The 17973-nt window shown below is 66.2% G+C and carries 11 protein-coding genes; 7 read left to right on the forward strand and 4 right to left on the reverse strand.

The window, feature by feature from the left end; genetic code table 11:
* Positions 1–37: 37 nt before the first annotated feature.
* The gene (locus tag ACGFNJ_RS22745) at positions 38–1486 is read left to right on the forward strand and encodes a metallopeptidase (RefSeq protein WP_393451469.1); all 1449 of its coding nucleotides are present in this window, start codon (positions 38–40) and stop codon (positions 1484–1486) included.
* A 32-nt stretch (positions 1487–1518) separates the two neighbouring features.
* Here ACGFNJ_RS22745 and ACGFNJ_RS22750 read toward each other — a convergent pair whose 3' ends face one another.
* Positions 1519–2871 carry an FHA domain-containing protein gene (locus tag ACGFNJ_RS22750; protein ID WP_393451472.1) on the reverse strand — a complete coding sequence of 451 codons (1353 nt, stop codon included), beginning with the start codon at positions 2869–2871 and terminating at the stop codon, positions 1519–1521.
* Positions 2872–3016: 145 nt separating this feature from the next.
* Here ACGFNJ_RS22750 and ACGFNJ_RS22755 point away from each other — a divergent pair, with 145 nt between their 5' ends.
* The 6 genes from ACGFNJ_RS22755 to ACGFNJ_RS22780 all read left to right on the forward strand — a co-directional run bounded on the left by ACGFNJ_RS22755 (position 3017) and on the right by ACGFNJ_RS22780 (position 9418).
* Positions 3017–4222, forward strand: coding sequence for a hypothetical protein (locus ACGFNJ_RS22755; RefSeq protein ID WP_393451475.1), 1206 nt, complete (start codon positions 3017–3019; stop codon positions 4220–4222).
* Positions 4223–4368: 146 nt separating this feature from the next.
* On the forward strand, positions 4369–5565 hold the full coding sequence (locus ACGFNJ_RS22760; protein WP_393451478.1) for a hypothetical protein: 1197 nt from the start codon (positions 4369–4371) through the stop codon (positions 5563–5565).
* On the forward strand, positions 5562–6785 hold the full coding sequence (locus ACGFNJ_RS22765; RefSeq protein ID WP_393451481.1) for a hypothetical protein: 1224 nt from the start codon (positions 5562–5564) through the stop codon (positions 6783–6785). Before ACGFNJ_RS22760 ends, ACGFNJ_RS22765 begins: the two co-directional genes overlap by 4 nt.
* Before the next feature lie 76 nt (positions 6786–6861).
* Positions 6862–8409: a serine/threonine-protein kinase gene (locus ACGFNJ_RS22770; protein WP_393451483.1), complete on the forward strand. Its 1548-nt coding sequence runs from the start codon at positions 6862–6864 to the stop codon at positions 8407–8409.
* Between the two features lie 350 nt (positions 8410–8759).
* Entirely contained in the window at positions 8760–9077 is a 318-nt protein-coding gene (locus ACGFNJ_RS22775; RefSeq protein ID WP_393451484.1) for a WXG100 family type VII secretion target, read from the forward strand.
* 38 nt (positions 9078–9115) lie between these two features.
* Complete coding sequence (locus ACGFNJ_RS22780) at positions 9116–9418, forward strand: WXG100 family type VII secretion target (protein WP_393451486.1); 303 nt, start codon at positions 9116–9118, stop codon at positions 9416–9418.
* Positions 9419–10442: 1024 nt separating this feature from the next.
* On the opposite strand, the gene ACGFNJ_RS22785 is transcribed toward ACGFNJ_RS22780, so the two are convergent.
* From ACGFNJ_RS22785 to eccCa, 3 genes are all read right to left on the reverse strand, one after another.
* The gene (locus ACGFNJ_RS22785; protein WP_393451489.1) at positions 10443–10604 is read right to left on the reverse strand and encodes a hypothetical protein; all 162 of its coding nucleotides are present in this window, start codon (positions 10602–10604) and stop codon (positions 10443–10445) included.
* Positions 10605–12293: 1689 nt separating this feature from the next.
* On the reverse strand, positions 12294–13769 hold the full coding sequence (locus ACGFNJ_RS22790) for a type VII secretion-associated protein (protein ID WP_393451492.1): 1476 nt from the start codon (positions 13767–13769) through the stop codon (positions 12294–12296).
* Positions 13769–17800 carry a type VII secretion protein EccCa gene (gene eccCa / locus ACGFNJ_RS22795; RefSeq protein WP_393451495.1) on the reverse strand — a complete coding sequence of 1344 codons (4032 nt, stop codon included), beginning with the start codon at positions 17798–17800 and terminating at the stop codon, positions 13769–13771. The genes ACGFNJ_RS22790 and eccCa overlap by 1 nt, the downstream gene beginning before the upstream one ends.
* Positions 17801–17973: the final 173 nt, after the last annotated feature.

Genomic DNA, 17973 nt, shown 5'->3' on the forward strand with positions numbered 1-17973 from the left:
CCGATGTGAAAGTGATACCGGCCGACTAGGGGGAGCCTTGCCGAAAGTTCGTGCGACGGCGATCATCACCGTTGCTTGTCTCGTCGCGGTGCTGGTCACGGGCTGCACTCGGCTGGTAGACGGGCGGGCCGTCTCCATCTATGACGACCCGTTCAAGGTGGCAGGACTGCCGACTACCGACGGCCCGAACGGACCACGTCCCGGCGTCCCGGACAGCTCACTTACTGCCACCAATGGGGATGGTAGCGCCGAGGACGCGTTGGCGCTCAACGCCATCGATGACATCCAGACCTATTGGCGCGCCGAATTCGGCCGCGAGTTCGAGAACGGCGATTTCAAGCCGGTCGAGAAGCTCATCTCCTGGAGCGCACGCGCGCCGCGCGCCGAGGCGCTCGAATTCTGTAAAGAGACCACCTATCAGCTGGTGAACGCCGCGTACTGCCGGTTGGACAACTCGATCGGCTGGGACCGCAAGGTGCTGCTACCCGCCATGACGGACACCTTCGGCAAGATGGCGGTCGTCATGGTGCTCGCGCACGAATACGGGCACGCGGTGCAGACCATGGCCAAGCTGGTCGGCGCCAAGGATCCGGTGATCGTCAAGGAACAGCAGGCCGACTGCTTCGCAGGGGCGTTCATGCGCTCGGTGGCCGAGGGCAAGTCCAAGCACTTCACCATCAACACCTCCGACGGCCTCAACAATGTCCTCGCCGCGACCGTGGCCATCCGCGATTCCGATCCCGATGATCCTGAGAGCGTGCACGGCTCCGCGTTCGAGCGCGTCACCGCGGTGCAGATCGGTTTCACCGACGGCCCCAAGGGCTGCAAGCGCATCGACATGGACGAGATCAACCAGCGGCGCGGCAATTTGCCGAAGGACTTCAGGAACGACGAGAGGCGGGGCGAATACCCGATCACCAAGGACAACCTGGTCGAGCTCAGCAAGGCGCTCGCCGCGCTGCTGCCGACCGCACCGGCACCCGCCTACGACTACTCCGGCGCGAACCTCAGCTGCAGCAACGGCGTTGCCACCGAGCCGGTTTCCTACTGCCCGGCCAAGAACACCATCGGCACCGACATCCCGGCGCTCGCCCAGCGCGGCGCCTCCAACTGGGATGTCGACGATCCGCTGCCGGTGAAGGTCACCGGCGACTACAACGGCTACATCGTCTTCATTTCCCGCTACACCCTTGCGGTGCAGCAGAATCACGGCCAGCAACTCGTCGGACCCAAGGCCGGGCTCCGGGCCGCCTGCCTGTCCGGCGTGGTCACCGGCAAGCTCGCGCTGCCGGGCCGCCCGGTGTCGCAGGGCGATATCGGCCTTGCCGCAGGCGATCTCGACGAGGCGGTGTCCGGCCTGCTCACCGACGGCCTCGCGGCCAGCGACGCGAAGGGCCAGACCGTGCCGAGCGGCTTCTCCAGGGTGGACGCGTTCCGTGCTGGCGTGCTGAACGGCGAGAACACCTGCATGTCGCGCTATTCCTGAACGGCACTGCCGCGGACCGCCCGTGGCCGCTGTCAGCGACCGAAGGGCGGCGGGGCGATGTGCTCGAAACGCAGCACGCGGTTGCCGAGCATGACCTCCGCGCCCGGGACGAGGACCATGGATTGGTTGGGGGCCAAGCGAATCCAGTCCCGGTAGCCGGGCAGGCGGGTGCGGGTGCCGTTCGTCGATCCCCGATCGATCACGGTCACATCCCAATTCAGCAGATGGATCTCGGCGTGCGCGCGGGACATGCCGCCCGAGGAGTCGTCGACCCGCAGCGGAACCAGTCCGCGCTGCACGGCATCGGAATGCTCAGGGTCACGGCCGATCACCGCGTCCGCCGACAGCACATAGGTCATGCCGTCGTCGAGGATCAGCATGCCGAGCGGCGGGCGCACCACCTCGATCAGCAGCTGGGTCTGGTCCACCGGCATGCCGCAGACCGTGCAGAACGCCGCCCGCGGATCGCTGGGATGTGCTCTGGCGCACTTGAATCCCATCACCTTGACGGTGAGCGCGGTGGCCTTCGCGGTCGCTTCCAACCGGCGCTGCAGATCGGGGTCGGGCGCCGGGGCGGGATTAGTGCCTGCCAACTGGGTGTGTGCGTGGTGCGGATCCACTTCGATGCCGTGTGGCGCCGTGCCAGCGGTGTGTAGATCGCTCGCGGTGCTGCGCGGTGCGTCCCCGGTACCACCCGCAACCGGCACGGCCGCGTGACTGTCGTTGTGCGACTCCGCTTCTCGCTGCTCCGACGGCGACTCGTGATCGATCCGCGCGGTCGGCAGCGGCGCGTCCTCGGCACGCCGACGGGCAGGCCGCGCACCGCCGCTCGAGCGCACCGGTGCACGCCCACCCTCGGTCCAGACGATCGCGCCGCCCGCCTGCGCGACGCCCTCGGCCAGCCAGCCGATCCCGCGTTCGGCGGGCAGTTCGGGAATGCGGCCCTTCGCGTCGTCGACGAACAACGCGACCGCCCGCGCGGGCACGCCGACCACCCGGTCGACGGTGAACGCCGCATCACTACCCCGATACCGCTCGACCCTGCCGTCCTCGGCAACGACCGCGGTCACCGCGCCGTGCAGGAAGAGCGCCACCCCGCCGGTTTCCGCGGCGGACAGAATCCCGAAGTCGATCGGCTCCCCCGGGTTGATCTGCTCGGCGTGCTTCATCAACCAGCGGGTGGCCTGCCGCGCCACCAGCGCCCCCGGCCCGCCCGGCGCCTGCTCGGTCGCCGCACGCACCAGTTCGCTCAGCGACTCCAACGCCATCGCCGCCGGCGAATCCTGCGTCAGCCTGCCGGTTCCTCGATGCCCGACCACCACGACCGCCCCCGCGACCCGAGCCAGCGCATGAGCACCGACAACGACCTCGACCTGCCGATCCATCAACGGAATCGGCCTCGGTGGAGGGTGCGGTGCGGGGTGGTTGCCACAGAAACAAGGGTATTGCAATCCCACAACTACTGAAGCGCTCCCCGGCGTCCGTCCGATAACTTCGGTGACAGCACGTGAAGAAACGAGGGGCCCGGTCATGGTTCGGACATCGCGAATCGTAGTCACCGCAACATGTATCGCACTGGCAGGACTGCTGACCGGATGCGGCGGCGTACAAGGAATCGCGCTAGCGGGCGAGCCCGATGTGCGCAAGCTCGAGGTCGGCACCTACCCGGTCGACCGCCACCGGTACAACCAGGATGCCGGCGACAAGGCCGCGCTGCTCGAGGGCATGCGGATGTCCGACGCGGTGGTCCCCGCCGTGTTGATCGACCCGTCGCTCAAGGTCGGCCGCGGCAGCGCCGTGATCGCCGATGCCGAGCAGGCGCTCGATTTCGTCGCCAAAGTCTCCAAGTCCGTCTTCGACGACCGCAAGCTGATCACCGGCTACGCGGCGAGCGGCGCGGACAAGCCGGATCCGGCCGGGCAGACCAACCCGGCCGCCGACACCACCGCGGTCACCATCGCGCTGTTCCGGTTCCCGGACCAGGCCGCCGCGAAGCTCGCCGCCAGGGAGCTGGAGGACGTCGACATCTCGATCTCCCCGGACAACCGCAAGCTCCCGTCGACCAAGTACCCCGACGCCTACATTCATTGGCGCCCAGGCGTTCCCAACATCGGCACCTTCATGGCCTACAAGGAGTTCGTCGTCTCCTTGTTCGTCCAGCGTCCGCGCCCCGACAGCGCCGACATGGTGTCCTGGGTCGACAAGACCCTCACCGCAGAGCTTGCTCAACTGGACAAGTTCCAGGCCACCCCGCCGGACCAGATCAAGAACCTGAAGGTCGACCCGGACGGGCTGCTCGCCCGCGTCGCCGTCGGCGACCGCAAGAGCCGCACCCCGGATACCGCCACCTTCGGCGTCTTCGGCGCCGACCACATGGTGCACCGCGCCGACGACGAATCCAACCATCTGCGGCTGGTCCAGGACGCGGGCGCCGACCGCCTCGCCCTCGTCGACGACAGCTATGTCGTGCGCACCAGGGATGCCGCCGCCGCCCAGAAGTTTGCTACCGGGCTGCTGGAAAGCGAAGGCGCCCACTACGACTCGCTCGGTGCACCGAAGGATGTGCCAGGGGCCAAATGCCTCCAGCTCAACAGCGCGGGCGACCCGCAGCGCGAATACAAGTACCGCTGCTATGTGCCGTACAAGCGCTATGTCGGCGTCGTGACCAGCGACAAGGAGCCCGACGTCCGGCAGAAGGTGGCCGCCGAATACGCGCTGCTCGCCAACAGCCTGTGAGGTCGGCCCCCCAACCTCGAGGTCCTGTGCCTGCCCAAACCGTGAAGTAGGATCCCGCGGGGAACTACGAACGTAGGGGAGGCCCGTTGCAGCTGACGGTGGCAGCGATACCTCGGCGAATGGTCGGGAGGCGGAGCCGACCGGGGGTGCGTCGGCACCGGAGGGCCGCTGGTGCCCTGGTCATCGCGGGCATGCTGGCGGCGAGCAGCGCGTGCGAGTCGGCGCCGCAGGATCCGGCGCCCCCGGCTCCCGTCGTTGATCTCACTCGGCTCGACGTCGGCAGCTACCCGACGCAACCCCGTGAGCTCGGCACCGCGAAGAACCCGGACCAGGCCAGGATGATCGAGGCGCAGCGGCTCGGCAACGTGGTGCCGACCGCCGCGGACATCGACCCGGCGTTCCGCGAGGGCAACGCGTTCGTCTCGTCCGTCTTCATCGATCCGCGCAATTCGCTCGGCAAGATCATGAAAATCGACCGGTTCGCCGAGGCCGCACCGGATTTCATCGCAGGCTTCCTCAGCCACGGCAGCACGGAGGCGAAGAACCAGGGCCGAGACCTGTTCAACGCGGTGCTGATCTTCCCCGACGAACAGCGGGCCACCGCCGCCGCCGAGGCGCTCGAACGGGTCGACTTCGAGGCCAACGAGCGCAACGAGCGGGTGCCGATTCCGAAGTATCCCGCGGCGCGCGCGCATTGGCAGCCGCAGGAGCAGTCGATCGGTTCCTGGTTGGCCACCGGCAAATTCGTCGTCTACACCTGGATCTTCGACTATCTGAAGATCTTCCTGGAGCAGGTCGACCTGCCCGCGCTGCAGGCACTGGTCGAGAAGAGCCTCGACGCCGTCGTTCCCGCCATCGCCGCGTTCACGCCGACCCCCGCCGATCAGCTGATGACCATCCGGATCGACATGGACGGCATGCTCGGCCGCGCACTGCCACGCCAGCGCGAAGACGGCTGGCTCGATCCGCCCGGCGCGTTCACCGGCCATGCCGCACTGCACTTCGCCAGCGACCCGGCCGACGATCGCCGGATCATCGAGGCGACAGGCGTGGACAGGTACGCCACCGACGGCACCGAACTGTATCGGGCGCGCGACGCCGCGGCGGCCACGCAGCTGCGGGAGGAACGCGCCCGCCTCACCAAGAAGTTCACCGGCGCCGCCGCCCCGGAGAACCTGCCGGTGGCCAGGTGCAAGGAGTACATCGGCAGGGAAGCCCTCGCGGTCCGCTACTACTGCTCGGTGGCCTACGACCGCTATGCCGCGTTCGCCGCGTCACACCAGCTGCTCGACGCACAACAGCGAATATCCGCGCAGTACGCGATCCTGGTGCACGCGAAATGAGGCGGCTGCGCACGGCACTGCTCGCCGCCTGCTCGATGACGATCCTCGCCGCCTGCGGGTCGATCGTCCCAGGCACGGCACAGCCCGGTGAGATCGATATCAGAAACCTCGACACCGGCAACTATCCGACCCTGCCGCTGAATGCGCACGACGACGACTATCGACCGCATTTCCATGAGATGAAGGACGTCGCCGCCATGCGCGTGGCCGACCACGTCGCCTCCGCCTACGACATCGACCCACGGATGAAATACGGTTCGCTGACGTGGAGCATTTCCAGCGGGGTGATGCCGGAGGAGCTCGGGCGCAAATCCGAGATGGAGCCGATTGCCAAACGGCACAAGATGATCTACGGATTCAAGTCCAACGGCTCGGATGCCGAAGGCGGGATCTTCGCCACCACCGATTGGCCTGCCAAGCGGCAGGCGAACTCGACCACCGTCAGCACCATGGTCATGCAGTTCCCGGACGACGCGCGGGCCAAGGCGGCCGCGACCGAGTTCGCCGAGGCAGACCTCGCCGCGACCGCAGGCCAGAACCAGCCCGCCGCGCTGCCGAAATATGCCGAGGCACACGGCAATTGGCGGCCCGGCTCACCGTTCCTGCGGACCACCCTTGCCCGCGGGCCCTACGTTGTCGCCTTCCTCGTCTCGACACCCGACCCGGTGCTGAACAGCATGGTGGCGCTGGCCGAAAAGGCATACGACACCCAGTTTTCGCTGCTGGAGCAGCTGCCGACGCTGTCGCCGGAGCAATTGCTCCAATTGCCGTGGGACCCCGACCATCTGCTCAGCCGGACGTTGAACCCGGACAAGTTCCAGCGGCCGAGCTTCGACGACAGCAACGCACTGTTCAGCCTGCGCGGCGTACTGCAGTACGCCAAGGACCGGGACTACGCGAAGCAACGTTTCACCGCGATGCGCGCCGACAAGTTCGCGCTGTCCTCGGGCACCCTCGTCGTGCACACCGCAGGGCCCGACGCCGCGCGCAAGGTGGTCGCCGACCGCATTACCCCGACCGTCGTGTCCGGCGACGCCGAGGCGCCCGCCGGGCTGCCCGATTCGGCCTGTGTCGAAAACAAATCCGGCGCGGCAAGCGCCAAGCGATTCACCTGCATTGTGGCGTACCACGAATACGTCGGATTCGTCAGCAGCAATCAACTCGGCGACGCCAAGCAACGGGCCGCCGCGCAATACTCGCTTTTCGCGAATAGTCGATAATGCGACGCACCGTGCCCGATTCGAGCAGTCCAGTATGCTGCTGCGTGAGCACGACCGACTCAGGAGATTGTGGATCATGGCGATGAGCCCCGGCACCATCGTGGGCGGGTACCGCATCGAGCGGGTCCTCGGTGCAGGCGGCATGGGCACGGTCTACCTGGCCAAACACCCCAGCCTGCCGCGTATGGACGCGCTCAAGCTGCTCAGCGCCGACCTCAGCAACGACCACGAATTCCGGACGAGGTTCGAGCGGGAAGCCAATCTCGCGGCTGGCCTTGACCATCCGAACATCGTCTCGGTGTACAACCGCGGCGAAGAGCACGGGCAGCTCTGGATCGCCATGCAATATGTCGACGGTATCGACGCATCGGCCGAACTGCTCCGCGACCCGCATTCGATGAATCCGCTGCGGGCACTGCGCATTACCACCGAAGTCGGCAAGGGCCTCGACTACGCCCACCGAAAAGGCTTGCTGCACCGCGACGTCAAGCCAGCCAACTTCCTGCTCTCCTCCACGGAGGGCGACGAGGAACGCGTCGTGCTCACCGATTTCGGCGTCGCCAAATCCAACGACGACACCACCGAGCTCACTCAGACCGGCAGTTTCGTCGCCACCATCGCCTACGCGCCACCCGAGCAGCTCACCGGCGAGCACCTCGACCACCGCTCCGACATCTACAGCCTGGCGTGCGCCTTCTTCAAGTTGCTCACCGGCCGAAACCCGTATCCGGCAACGCAACCGGCGTTGGTCATGATGGGCCACCTGCACGAGCCGCCGCCGCTGGCCACCACGGTCAACCCCGGCCTGCCGCCGGCCATCGACCAGGTGTTCGCCCGCGCAATGGCGAAGAATCCCGCGCATCGGTTCAACAGCTGCCGCGAACTCACCGACGCCGCGGCGGGCGCCCTCATCCCCGGCTACAACCCGGTCGCCACCAACACCTCCCCCACCTACCCGGTCCAGGTCTTCGACCCACGTCCGCACACCGACCCGCGCGTCGACGCGGTGTCCGCGCCTGCACTGACCGCCGCAGCGGCGAGCCGCCGTCGCAAGCGCAGGCTCATCGGCGTGGAGATCGGTGCGGTGGTCGTCGCCCTCATCGCTGGCATCGGTGTCTGGGCGCTCAGCAGCGGCGGGACGCCGAATACGCCGGCGCCGACGAGCCCGGCACTCGCGTCCCCCGCGCTGGCGCCACTTGCCCAGGCGCGCAAGGACAATCCGTTGTTCGACGGCCGAACGGTGACCATGGTCGACGTATCCGAACAGGGCAAGTTCTCCATCTATCTGTCCGGAACTCCGCAGACCAAATTTTTGGAAGACCTCGGTTTCGTCTACAACTTCGCGTACGGGAAGCAAAATGGTGAAACCTCGCCGCGCCCAGCGACGAACGGCGCCAATGCGCTCACCGCATTAGCGGGCAGCTATGTGCTTGCCATTCGCAGCGATGAAAAAGCGGGCGGCGGTGGATTCGCGGGATTGCCGTACGAGATCACCGGAACGAAGGCGGAGGTCATTCCGATCGACGATCCGGCGGCGGTGGCCGCGATGCGAAACTGGTCGCCCAACTCCGAACAGACCTTGATCGACAAGCTCGTTCCGGTGCTGCGCAAAAGGGTGAAGTAGCGTCAACTCCTGCTAGCGCGAATCCGGGGGGTTCGATAAGGTATAGCCGCAGCCAGGCCACTCGCCAGTCAACACCAAGCGAGCAGGGGGAAGGAGGGGAGCAAGGGGCGCTGGCGGCACCAGTCATGCAGGTTCGACGACGATCGCGGCTGATAGTGCGGCCCTCCTCGGGCACCAGCATCCACGATGGCGTCGGCCGAGACGCACCGGGCATCCTGATCAGGTTGGGGAGGATCCCAAATTTTTCTGCCACGGGATGGAACCGATCAGACCCAAGGCGCGTCAAACCATATGTACAGGCCAGCTGACGCTTCGACCGTTGGCCGAGACGGGAACCGAAAGGAACCAAAATGGCAGGACAACTCCAAGCCGACGGCGACGCGATCGCGAAGTTCACCGAGAACTGCAGGCAGCGGCACCTGGACCTCCAGAACGCGATCACGGCGCTGAACGCCAAGTCGGATTCGACCACCTCCACCTGGAGCGGTGCGGCGCGTGGCGCATTCGACACGTTCATGGACAACTACTTCGCCCAGGCCAGGAAGCTGAACGATCAGCTGGACCAGACGGCCGACAAGCTCGCCACCGCGGGTAAGAAGTTCGTTGAGCAGGACGAGCAGTTCGCCCAGCAGGTGACGTCGCAGGCTTCCAGCCTGGACCTCCCCTGATTCGACAAGCCAGACCATCAGTTAACTAGGAGCTCCAGATGGCAGCAAACAACCCGGGGACGATTGCCTCTAACTTCGGTGAGGTCGAGGCGGGCGCCCAGTCCATCGTGTCCGAAGCACGGAACGTCATGTCCATGCTCGAGGATTTCCACAAGCAGGTCACCGACTTCGTCACCAACAACTGGAAGGGCGACGCAAACGACGCGTTCGCTTCCCTCCAGGCGCAGTGGAACACGAATGTGACCCAACTGAATACGACGCTCGAGAGCGCCGGCAAGCTCGTCAGCTCCGGCAACACGGACCTGCAGGGCACCGACACCTCGCTCGCTGGTCTTTTCTGAGTTAGCACCCGCTCGGCCAATTCGGGCCCCCGGCAAGGTTTGCTGGGGGCCTGGATTATTTGGGGGGTGGGGGTGGGTTCGAGGGGCGGTTGTGTTCGGGAGTTGTGTTCGGGGGCGGTTGCGTTCGGGGGTTGTGTTCGGGGGCGGTTGTGTTCGGGAGTGGGTTGCGTTGGGGGCGGGTTGTGTTCAGGGGTGGGGGTTGGGGCCGGATTATGTTTGGGGTGCGGGTTGTGTGCGCAGGCGGGTCGCACTCGGGGTGGGGTATGGGTTCGGCGGCGGGCTGGGTTCGAACGCCCAGACTCGGTGCGAGGCACCAGATTTCGGTTCGAGGCGGACCGGATTCGAGGGCCCGGATTATGGTTCGGGCGAGTTGGGTTCAGGGGCGGGTTGATCGGGGTGGATTGGGTTCGAAAGGCCCGAATTGCGCTTGGGGTGGGTTGTGTTCGGGGCACGGATTGCACTCGGCGACGCCGATGGCCCCCGGCGGCGCCAATTGTGTTCGGCGGCACGGATTGTGTTCGGGGTTGGTTGCGTTCGGGGTATGGGCGGCGAGTGGGATTCGGTGATTCGTTATCGACTGCCGCACAGTGAATATTCGCTTCGGCACATGCGAATAGAATCCTCGACCTGACGGTCTCCTGCGCGTGCGGCTGCGTCAGTATGCACCGGATTAGCGTGGGCGCGTTGGGTGCCGTATCCGGCGGACCTCCGCGGTCAGGTGCGTGACGTCTTGTTCCAGCGTGGTCATCGGCTTGTATTCCGGTTCAACGAGTTTCAAGCAAAGAGCCGCATTGACGGGAGTCCTATGGTGGGCATCGGTGTGTACCTTGCAACCATTCGACTACCGCCAACGGAGGCGGCAACCATTGGACTACCGCCAACGGGGGTCGCGACTGTTGTACCACCACCAACTAGGGCAGCGACCATTGGACCACCGGGTTCAGCAACGATTTCTCGCCCGTGATCCTGGGTGTCGCGGTCGTGTCGGGTTCTTCGCACGCCTGTCGAGCGCATCGCATGCGTGTCATCCCTTTTGGGTCGCAACGAATTTGGCGGTGCCCAGGTGCCGGCCGAGACCGTCTCGGGCGGCGGCTACATGGAAATCGAGGTGGGTGTCGACTCCTGCGGTGATCTCACCGACCGCCACGATCGACTCGTTCTTGGTTGCAGGGGGTTTGTTTGCCATGCTGGTAGTGGCCATCCTGTTCGCTGGTACCGGGCGGGAGTGGCACTTGCCGGGCCGGTGGTTGGACAGGACAGCGATGGGTTCACCTGGGCAAACAGGCTCCTATTAAGTCACATCGCCGGTCTGGCAAGACCTGGCGATCCCCCGGACCCGGACGACAGATCATGGCAAAGGCATACACGCCTGTCCCACTCTGGGTCAGACCGGACCAGGGAACCGCTATTTACATCCTCGCTGTCCCACTCACCAACCCGATACATGCGAACGGGACATGGCTGCAACAACTCTCGAGTCGTACACCAGTTCTGGGCGCCACCGGCTCAAGAGGTATGAGAAACCCCGTCAGTGAGTGCCAGACCTCGGATGGGCGGGCGAGCGACCGATGGTTGCCGACTCGTCGGCGTGGGCCGAGTGGCCGCGGCCTCGTCGACGGTAGTCGAATGATTGCCTAGCCCTCATTGGGCGACGGTCAAATGGCCGCCCGACCTCGTTGCCTGAGTCCAACGCTGTCGAGGCTCATTGAGCGGCAGCCCAACTACGGCCGAGCTTCGTTGAGCGGCCGTCGAATGGTTGCCGACCCAGGTTGGCGTGAGAGAAGTGGTTGCCCGCCTTCATCGACGTGAGTGAAATGGTTGCAACACGCACCCGCGATTTCTCTCACGCCAACACTTCAAGATCGCTTTGGAACAATCGCGGACCCGCCCCCGACATCGATCGGAGACAAATGGTTACTGACCCCATCGACGGGAGTCAAATGGTTGATCAACTTCATCGACGGTAGTCATATGGTGGCAGTACGCACCGAGACGCCCACCATTTGACTCCCGTCGATTTTCTTTCAAGATCTTTGAACCGGACCACAGCCAAGCAACCCGCCCTGGGACGAGAGAACGCGTGAGCGACTGCGGAGGTCAGCCGGGTACGGCACACGACGCCACCACGCTATCCAGTGCAAACCCCGAAACTGTCCCGCTCGTCAGGAAACCGTCGAACCCGCGGATAAGCCACCACCCCAAACGCAACTCGCCCCAACCAAACCCGCACCAGCCCCAAAACCGCGCCCGCCCAAAACCGCGCCCGCCCAAAACCGCACCAGCCCAAAACCGCACCAGCCCAAAACCGCGCCCGTCCGAGGCCGCGCCCCACGGGTCGGGTTGGACTGCGCCCGTGCCGCTTTGGGCTCGGCGAAGGCAAAGCTCCTTCAGGTATACGGTCTCCTGACGAATGCGGCAGCCAAAGCTATGCACTGGAGTAGCGTGGTTGCCTCGCCTGCCGTACCCGGCTGACCTCCGCAGTCGCTCACGCATTCACTTGTCCCAGCCGGGTTACTTGGCTGTGGTCCCGTTTCGAGAGTTGCAAATCACGTGGTGTCCAGTCCCAGGCAGGCCACTTGGCTGTGCTCCCGTTTCGAGAGGTTTCGAGATCAAAGATGTCGAATATTATTGCCCACCAATGGGTTCTGCCACCCGTCGGTTTCGTCCTGGCGCACTTGACGTAGGAATTGTGTTCTTGACCTAGGTTTGCAGCAACGTGGGTCAAGAGCACACTTCCTACGTTAAGTGGTGCGCACGGAGGTGGAGATCCGCACTCCAATGTGGATCGACGCTGGTTGTGGGCGGTCAGATCGGTGCGGATCCACAGCAGGGGCGTGCATTTCAGGTTCCCGATCAAACGCGGAAGCCGGATAGTTCACTGAATCACTCGCAGCGAACCACCGAATTGATCGCACGTGGTCGACAACGCGGGCCAACTGTCGCCGGCATACTGACATCCGACGCTGACCTGAACTCCGTTCTCCAGCAACACATGCCAGCGCACGGTCGACCCGTCGCCGGGGTGTTCGGTGTAGGCGAGACCGGGGCGGCCGCCGTAGCGGACGTCGCGCTGTAGTTCGGAAAGCACGCCGGAGGGGCGCTGGCTGATCTGGTCTTCGAGCCGACTGGCGAGCTGCTCGTAGCTGACACCGGGGACCAGGGTGTGCGTCACCGTGATGCGGAGCCGCGCACCGTCGTCCGGGGACAGGTCGACCCGGTACTTGTTGGAGACATCGGGGGTGGAGCCGACATGCCACCCGTTCGGCACCTGGAATCGGAGGCGGCCGACCGTCGTCGCGGTGTCGGTCGGCGGCACGATGCTGTTCGATGGCGGTGCGCTGCCTGGTGATTCGGGGCCGCTGGTCGCCGCGGTGCCGCTCGGCACCGGCATCGAGGTCGGACCGGCCACGGGCGGTGCGTCGGACCGGTTCAGGAAGACGACGCCGACGATCACGGCGACAGCGACCACCGCCACGGCGGCGACGACCGCACTCACATAACCGCTGCCGCGACGACCGGATTGCTGGGCGGCGCGTTCGCGCAGCGGCTGCATCCATTCGGGTTGTGGCAGGGCAGGCGGCACCTCCGAAGGCCGGATCGGCTCGGTCTGGCGACCGGGGACCAGATCTGGTCCGGCGACGGAGCGCAGTTCGACGCCTGGTCCGCAGGTTCGCTGCACGGCCGCGCGGAGCACTTCGACCGTCCGCTGGTCGGTGACACCGACCGCTTGCGCCAGATCGACGGGGCGGCCATCGACCAGCCGGGCGATGAGCCCGCAGAGTTCGGTGAACCCGCGAGAATCCGGATGTACCTCGGCGAGTGCGAGATTCGGTTCGTGTTCGCAGGCTTCGACATACACGCCCTGATGGCCGCGAATCACGGCGGAGGCGGTAGCGCTGAGTGCACCGAACTCCAGCACCAGCGTGCGACGGCTGTGGCTGGTGCCCGCGTCTACCGCGACGGCCCGCACCGCCAGCTCCTCGAACGCGACCTCCGCCGTGAACCGCCGAGCCGCCTGATCGAGCACGGCACGGCGGGCCCCACCCCATTCGGTCGGGCAGATGAGGGTAATCCGGTCGCAGGGCGTGGTGACGCGCAGGTTCTCCAGCACGGTCGCGAAGACGGCACTCAGCGCGTCCACCACGGACGGTGTGCGCGGCAACAGCGCGATGGCCTCGGCCGACACGTACTGCACCGCGGAACTCACCTGGGTGGGCGGCGTCAGCGACTGTCCGACCACCAGGTCGAATCCGTTGCTGCCCAACACAACCGACGGCGGCATGTCCCAGTGTGTCGTCGCGCCGCGCGCCCAGACGCGCGTCGCGGTGACCACCAGCTGCACGGCCGACATCAGGGCTGCTGCATCCAGGCCGTCTGGATCAGCCCTTCACTGTTGCGCGTCACATACGTGCCGCGTCCCGGCGGCATGGTGCTCGGACGCGTCGTGCCCATCAGCACACCCTCGTCGCGGCTGCAGCTCATGATCAGGCCCGCCGAGCCGAGGTCCTTCATCCGTGCCAGCGTCGCCTCGTACATGGCGCGGCTCGCGCCACCGGAGCGGCGCGCGATGATCAGGTGGAAACCGAGGTCACGTGCGTGCGGCAGGTGCTCGACGAGCGCCTGGACCGGGTTGCCGGTGCTGGTGGCCACCAGGTCGTAGTCGTCGACGATCACGTACAGCTCGGGCCCACTCCACCAGGAACGATCGCGCAGCTGCTGTGGTGTCACGTCAGCGCCCGGCGTCCGGTTGCTCACATATGCGGCGAGATCGGCCATGTTCTGGGTGAATTGGGGCGCGGTCGAGCCGTAGCCGGAGAGGTAGCCCTCCGGCACCGTGCCGAGCATCGAGCGCCGGTAGTCGCCCATGATGATCCTGGCCTGGTCCCGGGTGTTCGACGCGCAGATGCCCTCGACGATCGAGCGCAGCAGCGTCGTCTTCCCGGATTCGGTGTCGCCGATGATGATGAAGTGCGGGCTCTCGGCGAAGTCGATGTAGACCGGCGCCAGCTCGGATTCGTTGATGCCGATCGGGATCCGCATGCATTTCGCGGTCTGGTCGACCTGCGCAGGCCAGCCGCCCGCCAGGTAAAGCAGTTGGTCGCGCGGCAGCTGTTCGGGCAGCATGCGGACCGACGGCGCCGGGCGGCCCGGGGTCAACCTGGCGATGGTGGCGACGGCGTCGCCGACGGCCTGGCCGAGGTTGTTCTGATCCGCGCTGCCATCGATGCGTGGCAGACCTGTCAGCATGTGCAGGCAGTCCGGTGTCATACCGCGGCCGGGGCGGCCCTGGGGGACCATCGCGGCGAACTTGCGGCCGAGGTCGGAGTCCATCGGATCGCCGAGGCGCAGTTCGATTCTCGTGCCGATCTGGTCCTTCAGCGCGGGCCGTGCCTCCGCCCACCTGGCCAACGCGATGACCACGTGCACGCCGTACGACAGACCCTGCACGGCCAGGTTCATGATCACCTGTTCGAGCTGCTCGAAGTCCTGGCGGATCGAGCCGAAGCCGTCGATCACCAGGAACACATCGCCGAACGGGTCCTCGTGCGCACCGGTCGCGGCCGGGCTGCTGGACGGGTCCATCGCGCGCAGGCGCCGGAATTCGATCATCGACTCGATGCCGAGCTGCCGGAAGCGCGCCTCGCGCTGGCGGACGATGGTGGTCATCTCGGCGATGGTGCGCCGGACCTGGTCCTCGTCCAATCGGCTTGCGACAGAACCGACATGGGGCAGTCCCTGCAGGCTCATCAGCGTGCCGCCACCGAAGTCGAGGCAGTAGAACTGCACCTGCTCGGCGGTGTGCGTCATCGACATCGCCATGATCAGCGTGCGCAGCGCAGTCGACTTGCCGGACTGCGGGCCACCGACAACAGCGACGTTGCCGCGGGCGCCGGCCAGGTCGACGATCATCGCGTCACGCCGCTGGTCGTAGGGGCGGTCGACGATGCCGATCGGCGCGCGCAGCGTGGCCACCGCGGCATATTCGCCGGTGAGGATGGAGCGCGGAATGAGCTGGTCGAGGGTGGGCGCTTCGTCGAGCGGCGGCAGCCAGATCTCGTGCGCGGGACGGCCGTGGTTGGCGATCCGGGAGACCAGCATGTTCAGGTTCGACATCTGTTCGCCGTCGTCGCGGTCGTCGGCCTCCAGGCTCGGCTCCGGCGGCAACGGAACCCGGTCCACCGCACGGAAATCCACGTGGGTCGCGGTGAACGGCCGTGCCTTGGTGTCGATTTCGCCCGCCTGGGTGGCGACGTGCATGTCGCGCTGCGAACCGCCGCCGACGTACGCGCCGGAAACATAGGAGGCCTGGAAGCGCACGATCTCACCGGAATCCGACTTCAGGTAGCCGCCACCGGGATTGTTCGGCAGGTTGTAGGCGTCGGGCACGCCGAGCACCTGGCGGGATTCGTTGGCGGAGAAGGTCTTCAAACCGATCCGGTAGGACAGATGGCTTTCCAGGCCCTTCAGCTTGCCCTCTTCGAGGCGCTGCGAGGCGAGCAGCAGGTGCACGTGCAGCGAGCGGCCGAGCCGGCCGATCATCACGAACAGTTCCGCGAAATCCGGGTGCTGGGTGAGCAGTTCGGAGAACTCGTCGAGCACGACGAACAGCGCGGGCAGCGGATCGAGGTCGGCGCCTGCCGCGCGGGCCTTCTCGTATTCGGAGACGTTCGCGAAGTTGCCCGCGGAGCGCAGCACCTCCTGGCGGCGGTTCATCTCACCCGCCAGCGCGTCCTTCATACGGTCGACGAGGTCGGCCTCTTCCTCCAGGTTGGTGATGACGGCCGCGACGTGCGGGACGCCGTCGAGGCCGAGGAACGTTGCGCCACCCTTGAAGTCGACGAGCACCAGGTTGAGCTGGTCCGGCGAGTGGGTGGCGAGCAGACTGAGCACCAGTGTGCGCAAGAACTCCGACTTACCGGAACCGGTGGCGCCGATGCACAGGCCGTGCGGGCCCATGCCGTTCTCGGCGGCTTCCTTGATATCGAGTTCGACCGGCAGGCCGTCGGCACCGACACCGAACGCGACCCGCAACCGTTCACGGCCGTAACGCGGGCGCCAGGCGTGCTCGGGGTTGAACGAGCCGATGTCGCCGAGATTCATCAGCTGACTCCAGGTCGAGATCACCTCGGAGTCATCGGTTTCCACGTCGCTGCTGCGCTGTGTCGCGGCGCGGTACGGCGCGAGCCTGCGGGCCACCTGCTGCGCCTGCTGCGGGCTGATCCGGTCGATCAGCGCGAAACGCTCCTGGTTGCCGGTCGCGCCGCGGCCGACGCACTCGCCGTTCTCCACGATCATCTTGATGCCGCGCGACACCGCCAACCGCGGCGCGTACCCGCACAGGTCGATGATGGTGACACCCTCGTAGCCGGATTCGCGCAGCTGATCGTCCTCGGCCTCGAGCAGGCCGCCGTCGACGACGATCACGATGTGCACCATGTTCGCGTTGGCAGGCTGGTTACGCGAGTACCTGACCCGGTTGCCGAGCAGCGGCTGCAGGCCTGCCATGGCCTCCCGGATCGAGCCGTAGAACATCCGCTGGGTGCCGATGCCGTCTTGGGCATCGGGGTGCTGGGTGTGCGGAAGCCACTTGGTCCACTCCCATTCACGCGCCGTGTCCGGGCCGCAGACCACCGCGACCAGCACCTGATCCGGCGCCTGGAACATGCACAGCTGCAACAGCATCGCGCGGGTCATGTCCCTGGCCTCGACCCGGTCGCCGTCCAACGCGATGGTCGCGAAGCCCTTGACCGCGATCGCGGTCGGCAGATCAGGCACCGTCGAGTGCGCGCGCACGAAGCGGCGCAGCGACACCGCGGCGATCGGCTCCAGCTCCTCGACCGGTCCGGTCTCCGGCGCGACCAGCCGGGTCGCCAGTCGCTGGCCGCCGACGCCGATGCGGGCGTGGCAGAAGTCCTTGTCGCCCGCGCGGCGCTCCCACATGCGGCTCGTGCCGGCAAGCATCCAAACGAGGCCGGGCTCCGGGTGGCTCCATTCGACCGAGGCGCGCTGCTGTTTGGCGGTCTCGTCGACGTCGCGGCGCACCTGGTCCAGGTAGCGCAGGTAATCCTTGCGGTCCTCGTTCGCCTCGGCGGCCTTGGCCCCTTTACCGCCGCCCTGGCCCGCGAACATGCCGACCATGGAGAACATCATCATGAGCGGGAACATCATGCTCATCGGGTTCGATCCGATGCCGCCGCCCGAGGTGAACAGCAGCGCCATCATGCCGACCATGCCGATGATCATCACGACCGGCATCAGCTTGAGCAGCAGGTTGCCCGGTGTCACCCGAGGAATCTCGGGTGGCGGCTGCAGCGTGACCTCGCCGCCGGGCGAACGCGGCATCTCTCGGCGGGCTCGACGCTGGAACCGGACAGTACTCATCTGAAAAGCTATCCCCCTCTTCGACAGCTGCTACCCCGACGGCCGAATTACTGTGGCTGCCGAGTTTCGGCCTCAGTGTAGAGGGCACAGCCGACATGTCGTACAGTTCGACCAGCATTCTGCTGCCCGGACCGTGGGTTCGCAAGCTCGACGTCGGCTCTCGGGTTTGCGAA

It is taken from the genome of Nocardia sp. NPDC049149 (assembly GCF_043197455.1).
In the GTDB taxonomy this organism is placed as follows: domain Bacteria; phylum Actinomycetota; class Actinomycetes; order Mycobacteriales; family Mycobacteriaceae; genus Nocardia.

Excerpts from the sequence above, each read along its gene's own strand:
- ACGFNJ_RS22750 (WP_393451472.1), bottom strand. The coding sequence starts at position 2,871 with ATGGATCGGCAGGTCGAGGTCGTTGTCGGTGCTCATGCGCTGGCTCGG.
- ACGFNJ_RS22755 (WP_393451475.1), top strand. The coding sequence starts at position 3,017 with ATGGTTCGGACATCGCGAATCGTAGTCACCGCAACATGTATCGCACTG.
- ACGFNJ_RS22765 (WP_393451481.1), top strand. The coding sequence starts at position 5,562 with ATGAGGCGGCTGCGCACGGCACTGCTCGCCGCCTGCTCGATGACGATC.
- ACGFNJ_RS22770 (WP_393451483.1), top strand. The coding sequence starts at position 6,862 with ATGGCGATGAGCCCCGGCACCATCGTGGGCGGGTACCGCATCGAGCGG.
- ACGFNJ_RS22775 (WP_393451484.1), top strand. The coding sequence starts at position 8,760 with ATGGCAGGACAACTCCAAGCCGACGGCGACGCGATCGCGAAGTTCACC.
- ACGFNJ_RS22780 (WP_393451486.1), top strand. The coding sequence starts at position 9,116 with ATGGCAGCAAACAACCCGGGGACGATTGCCTCTAACTTCGGTGAGGTC.
- ACGFNJ_RS22785 (WP_393451489.1), bottom strand. The coding sequence starts at position 10,604 with ATGGCAAACAAACCCCCTGCAACCAAGAACGAGTCGATCGTGGCGGTC.
- ACGFNJ_RS22790 (WP_393451492.1), bottom strand. The coding sequence starts at position 13,769 with ATGTCGGCCGTGCAGCTGGTGGTCACCGCGACGCGCGTCTGGGCGCGC.
- eccCa (WP_393451495.1), bottom strand. The coding sequence starts at position 17,800 with ATGAGTACTGTCCGGTTCCAGCGTCGAGCCCGCCGAGAGATGCCGCGT.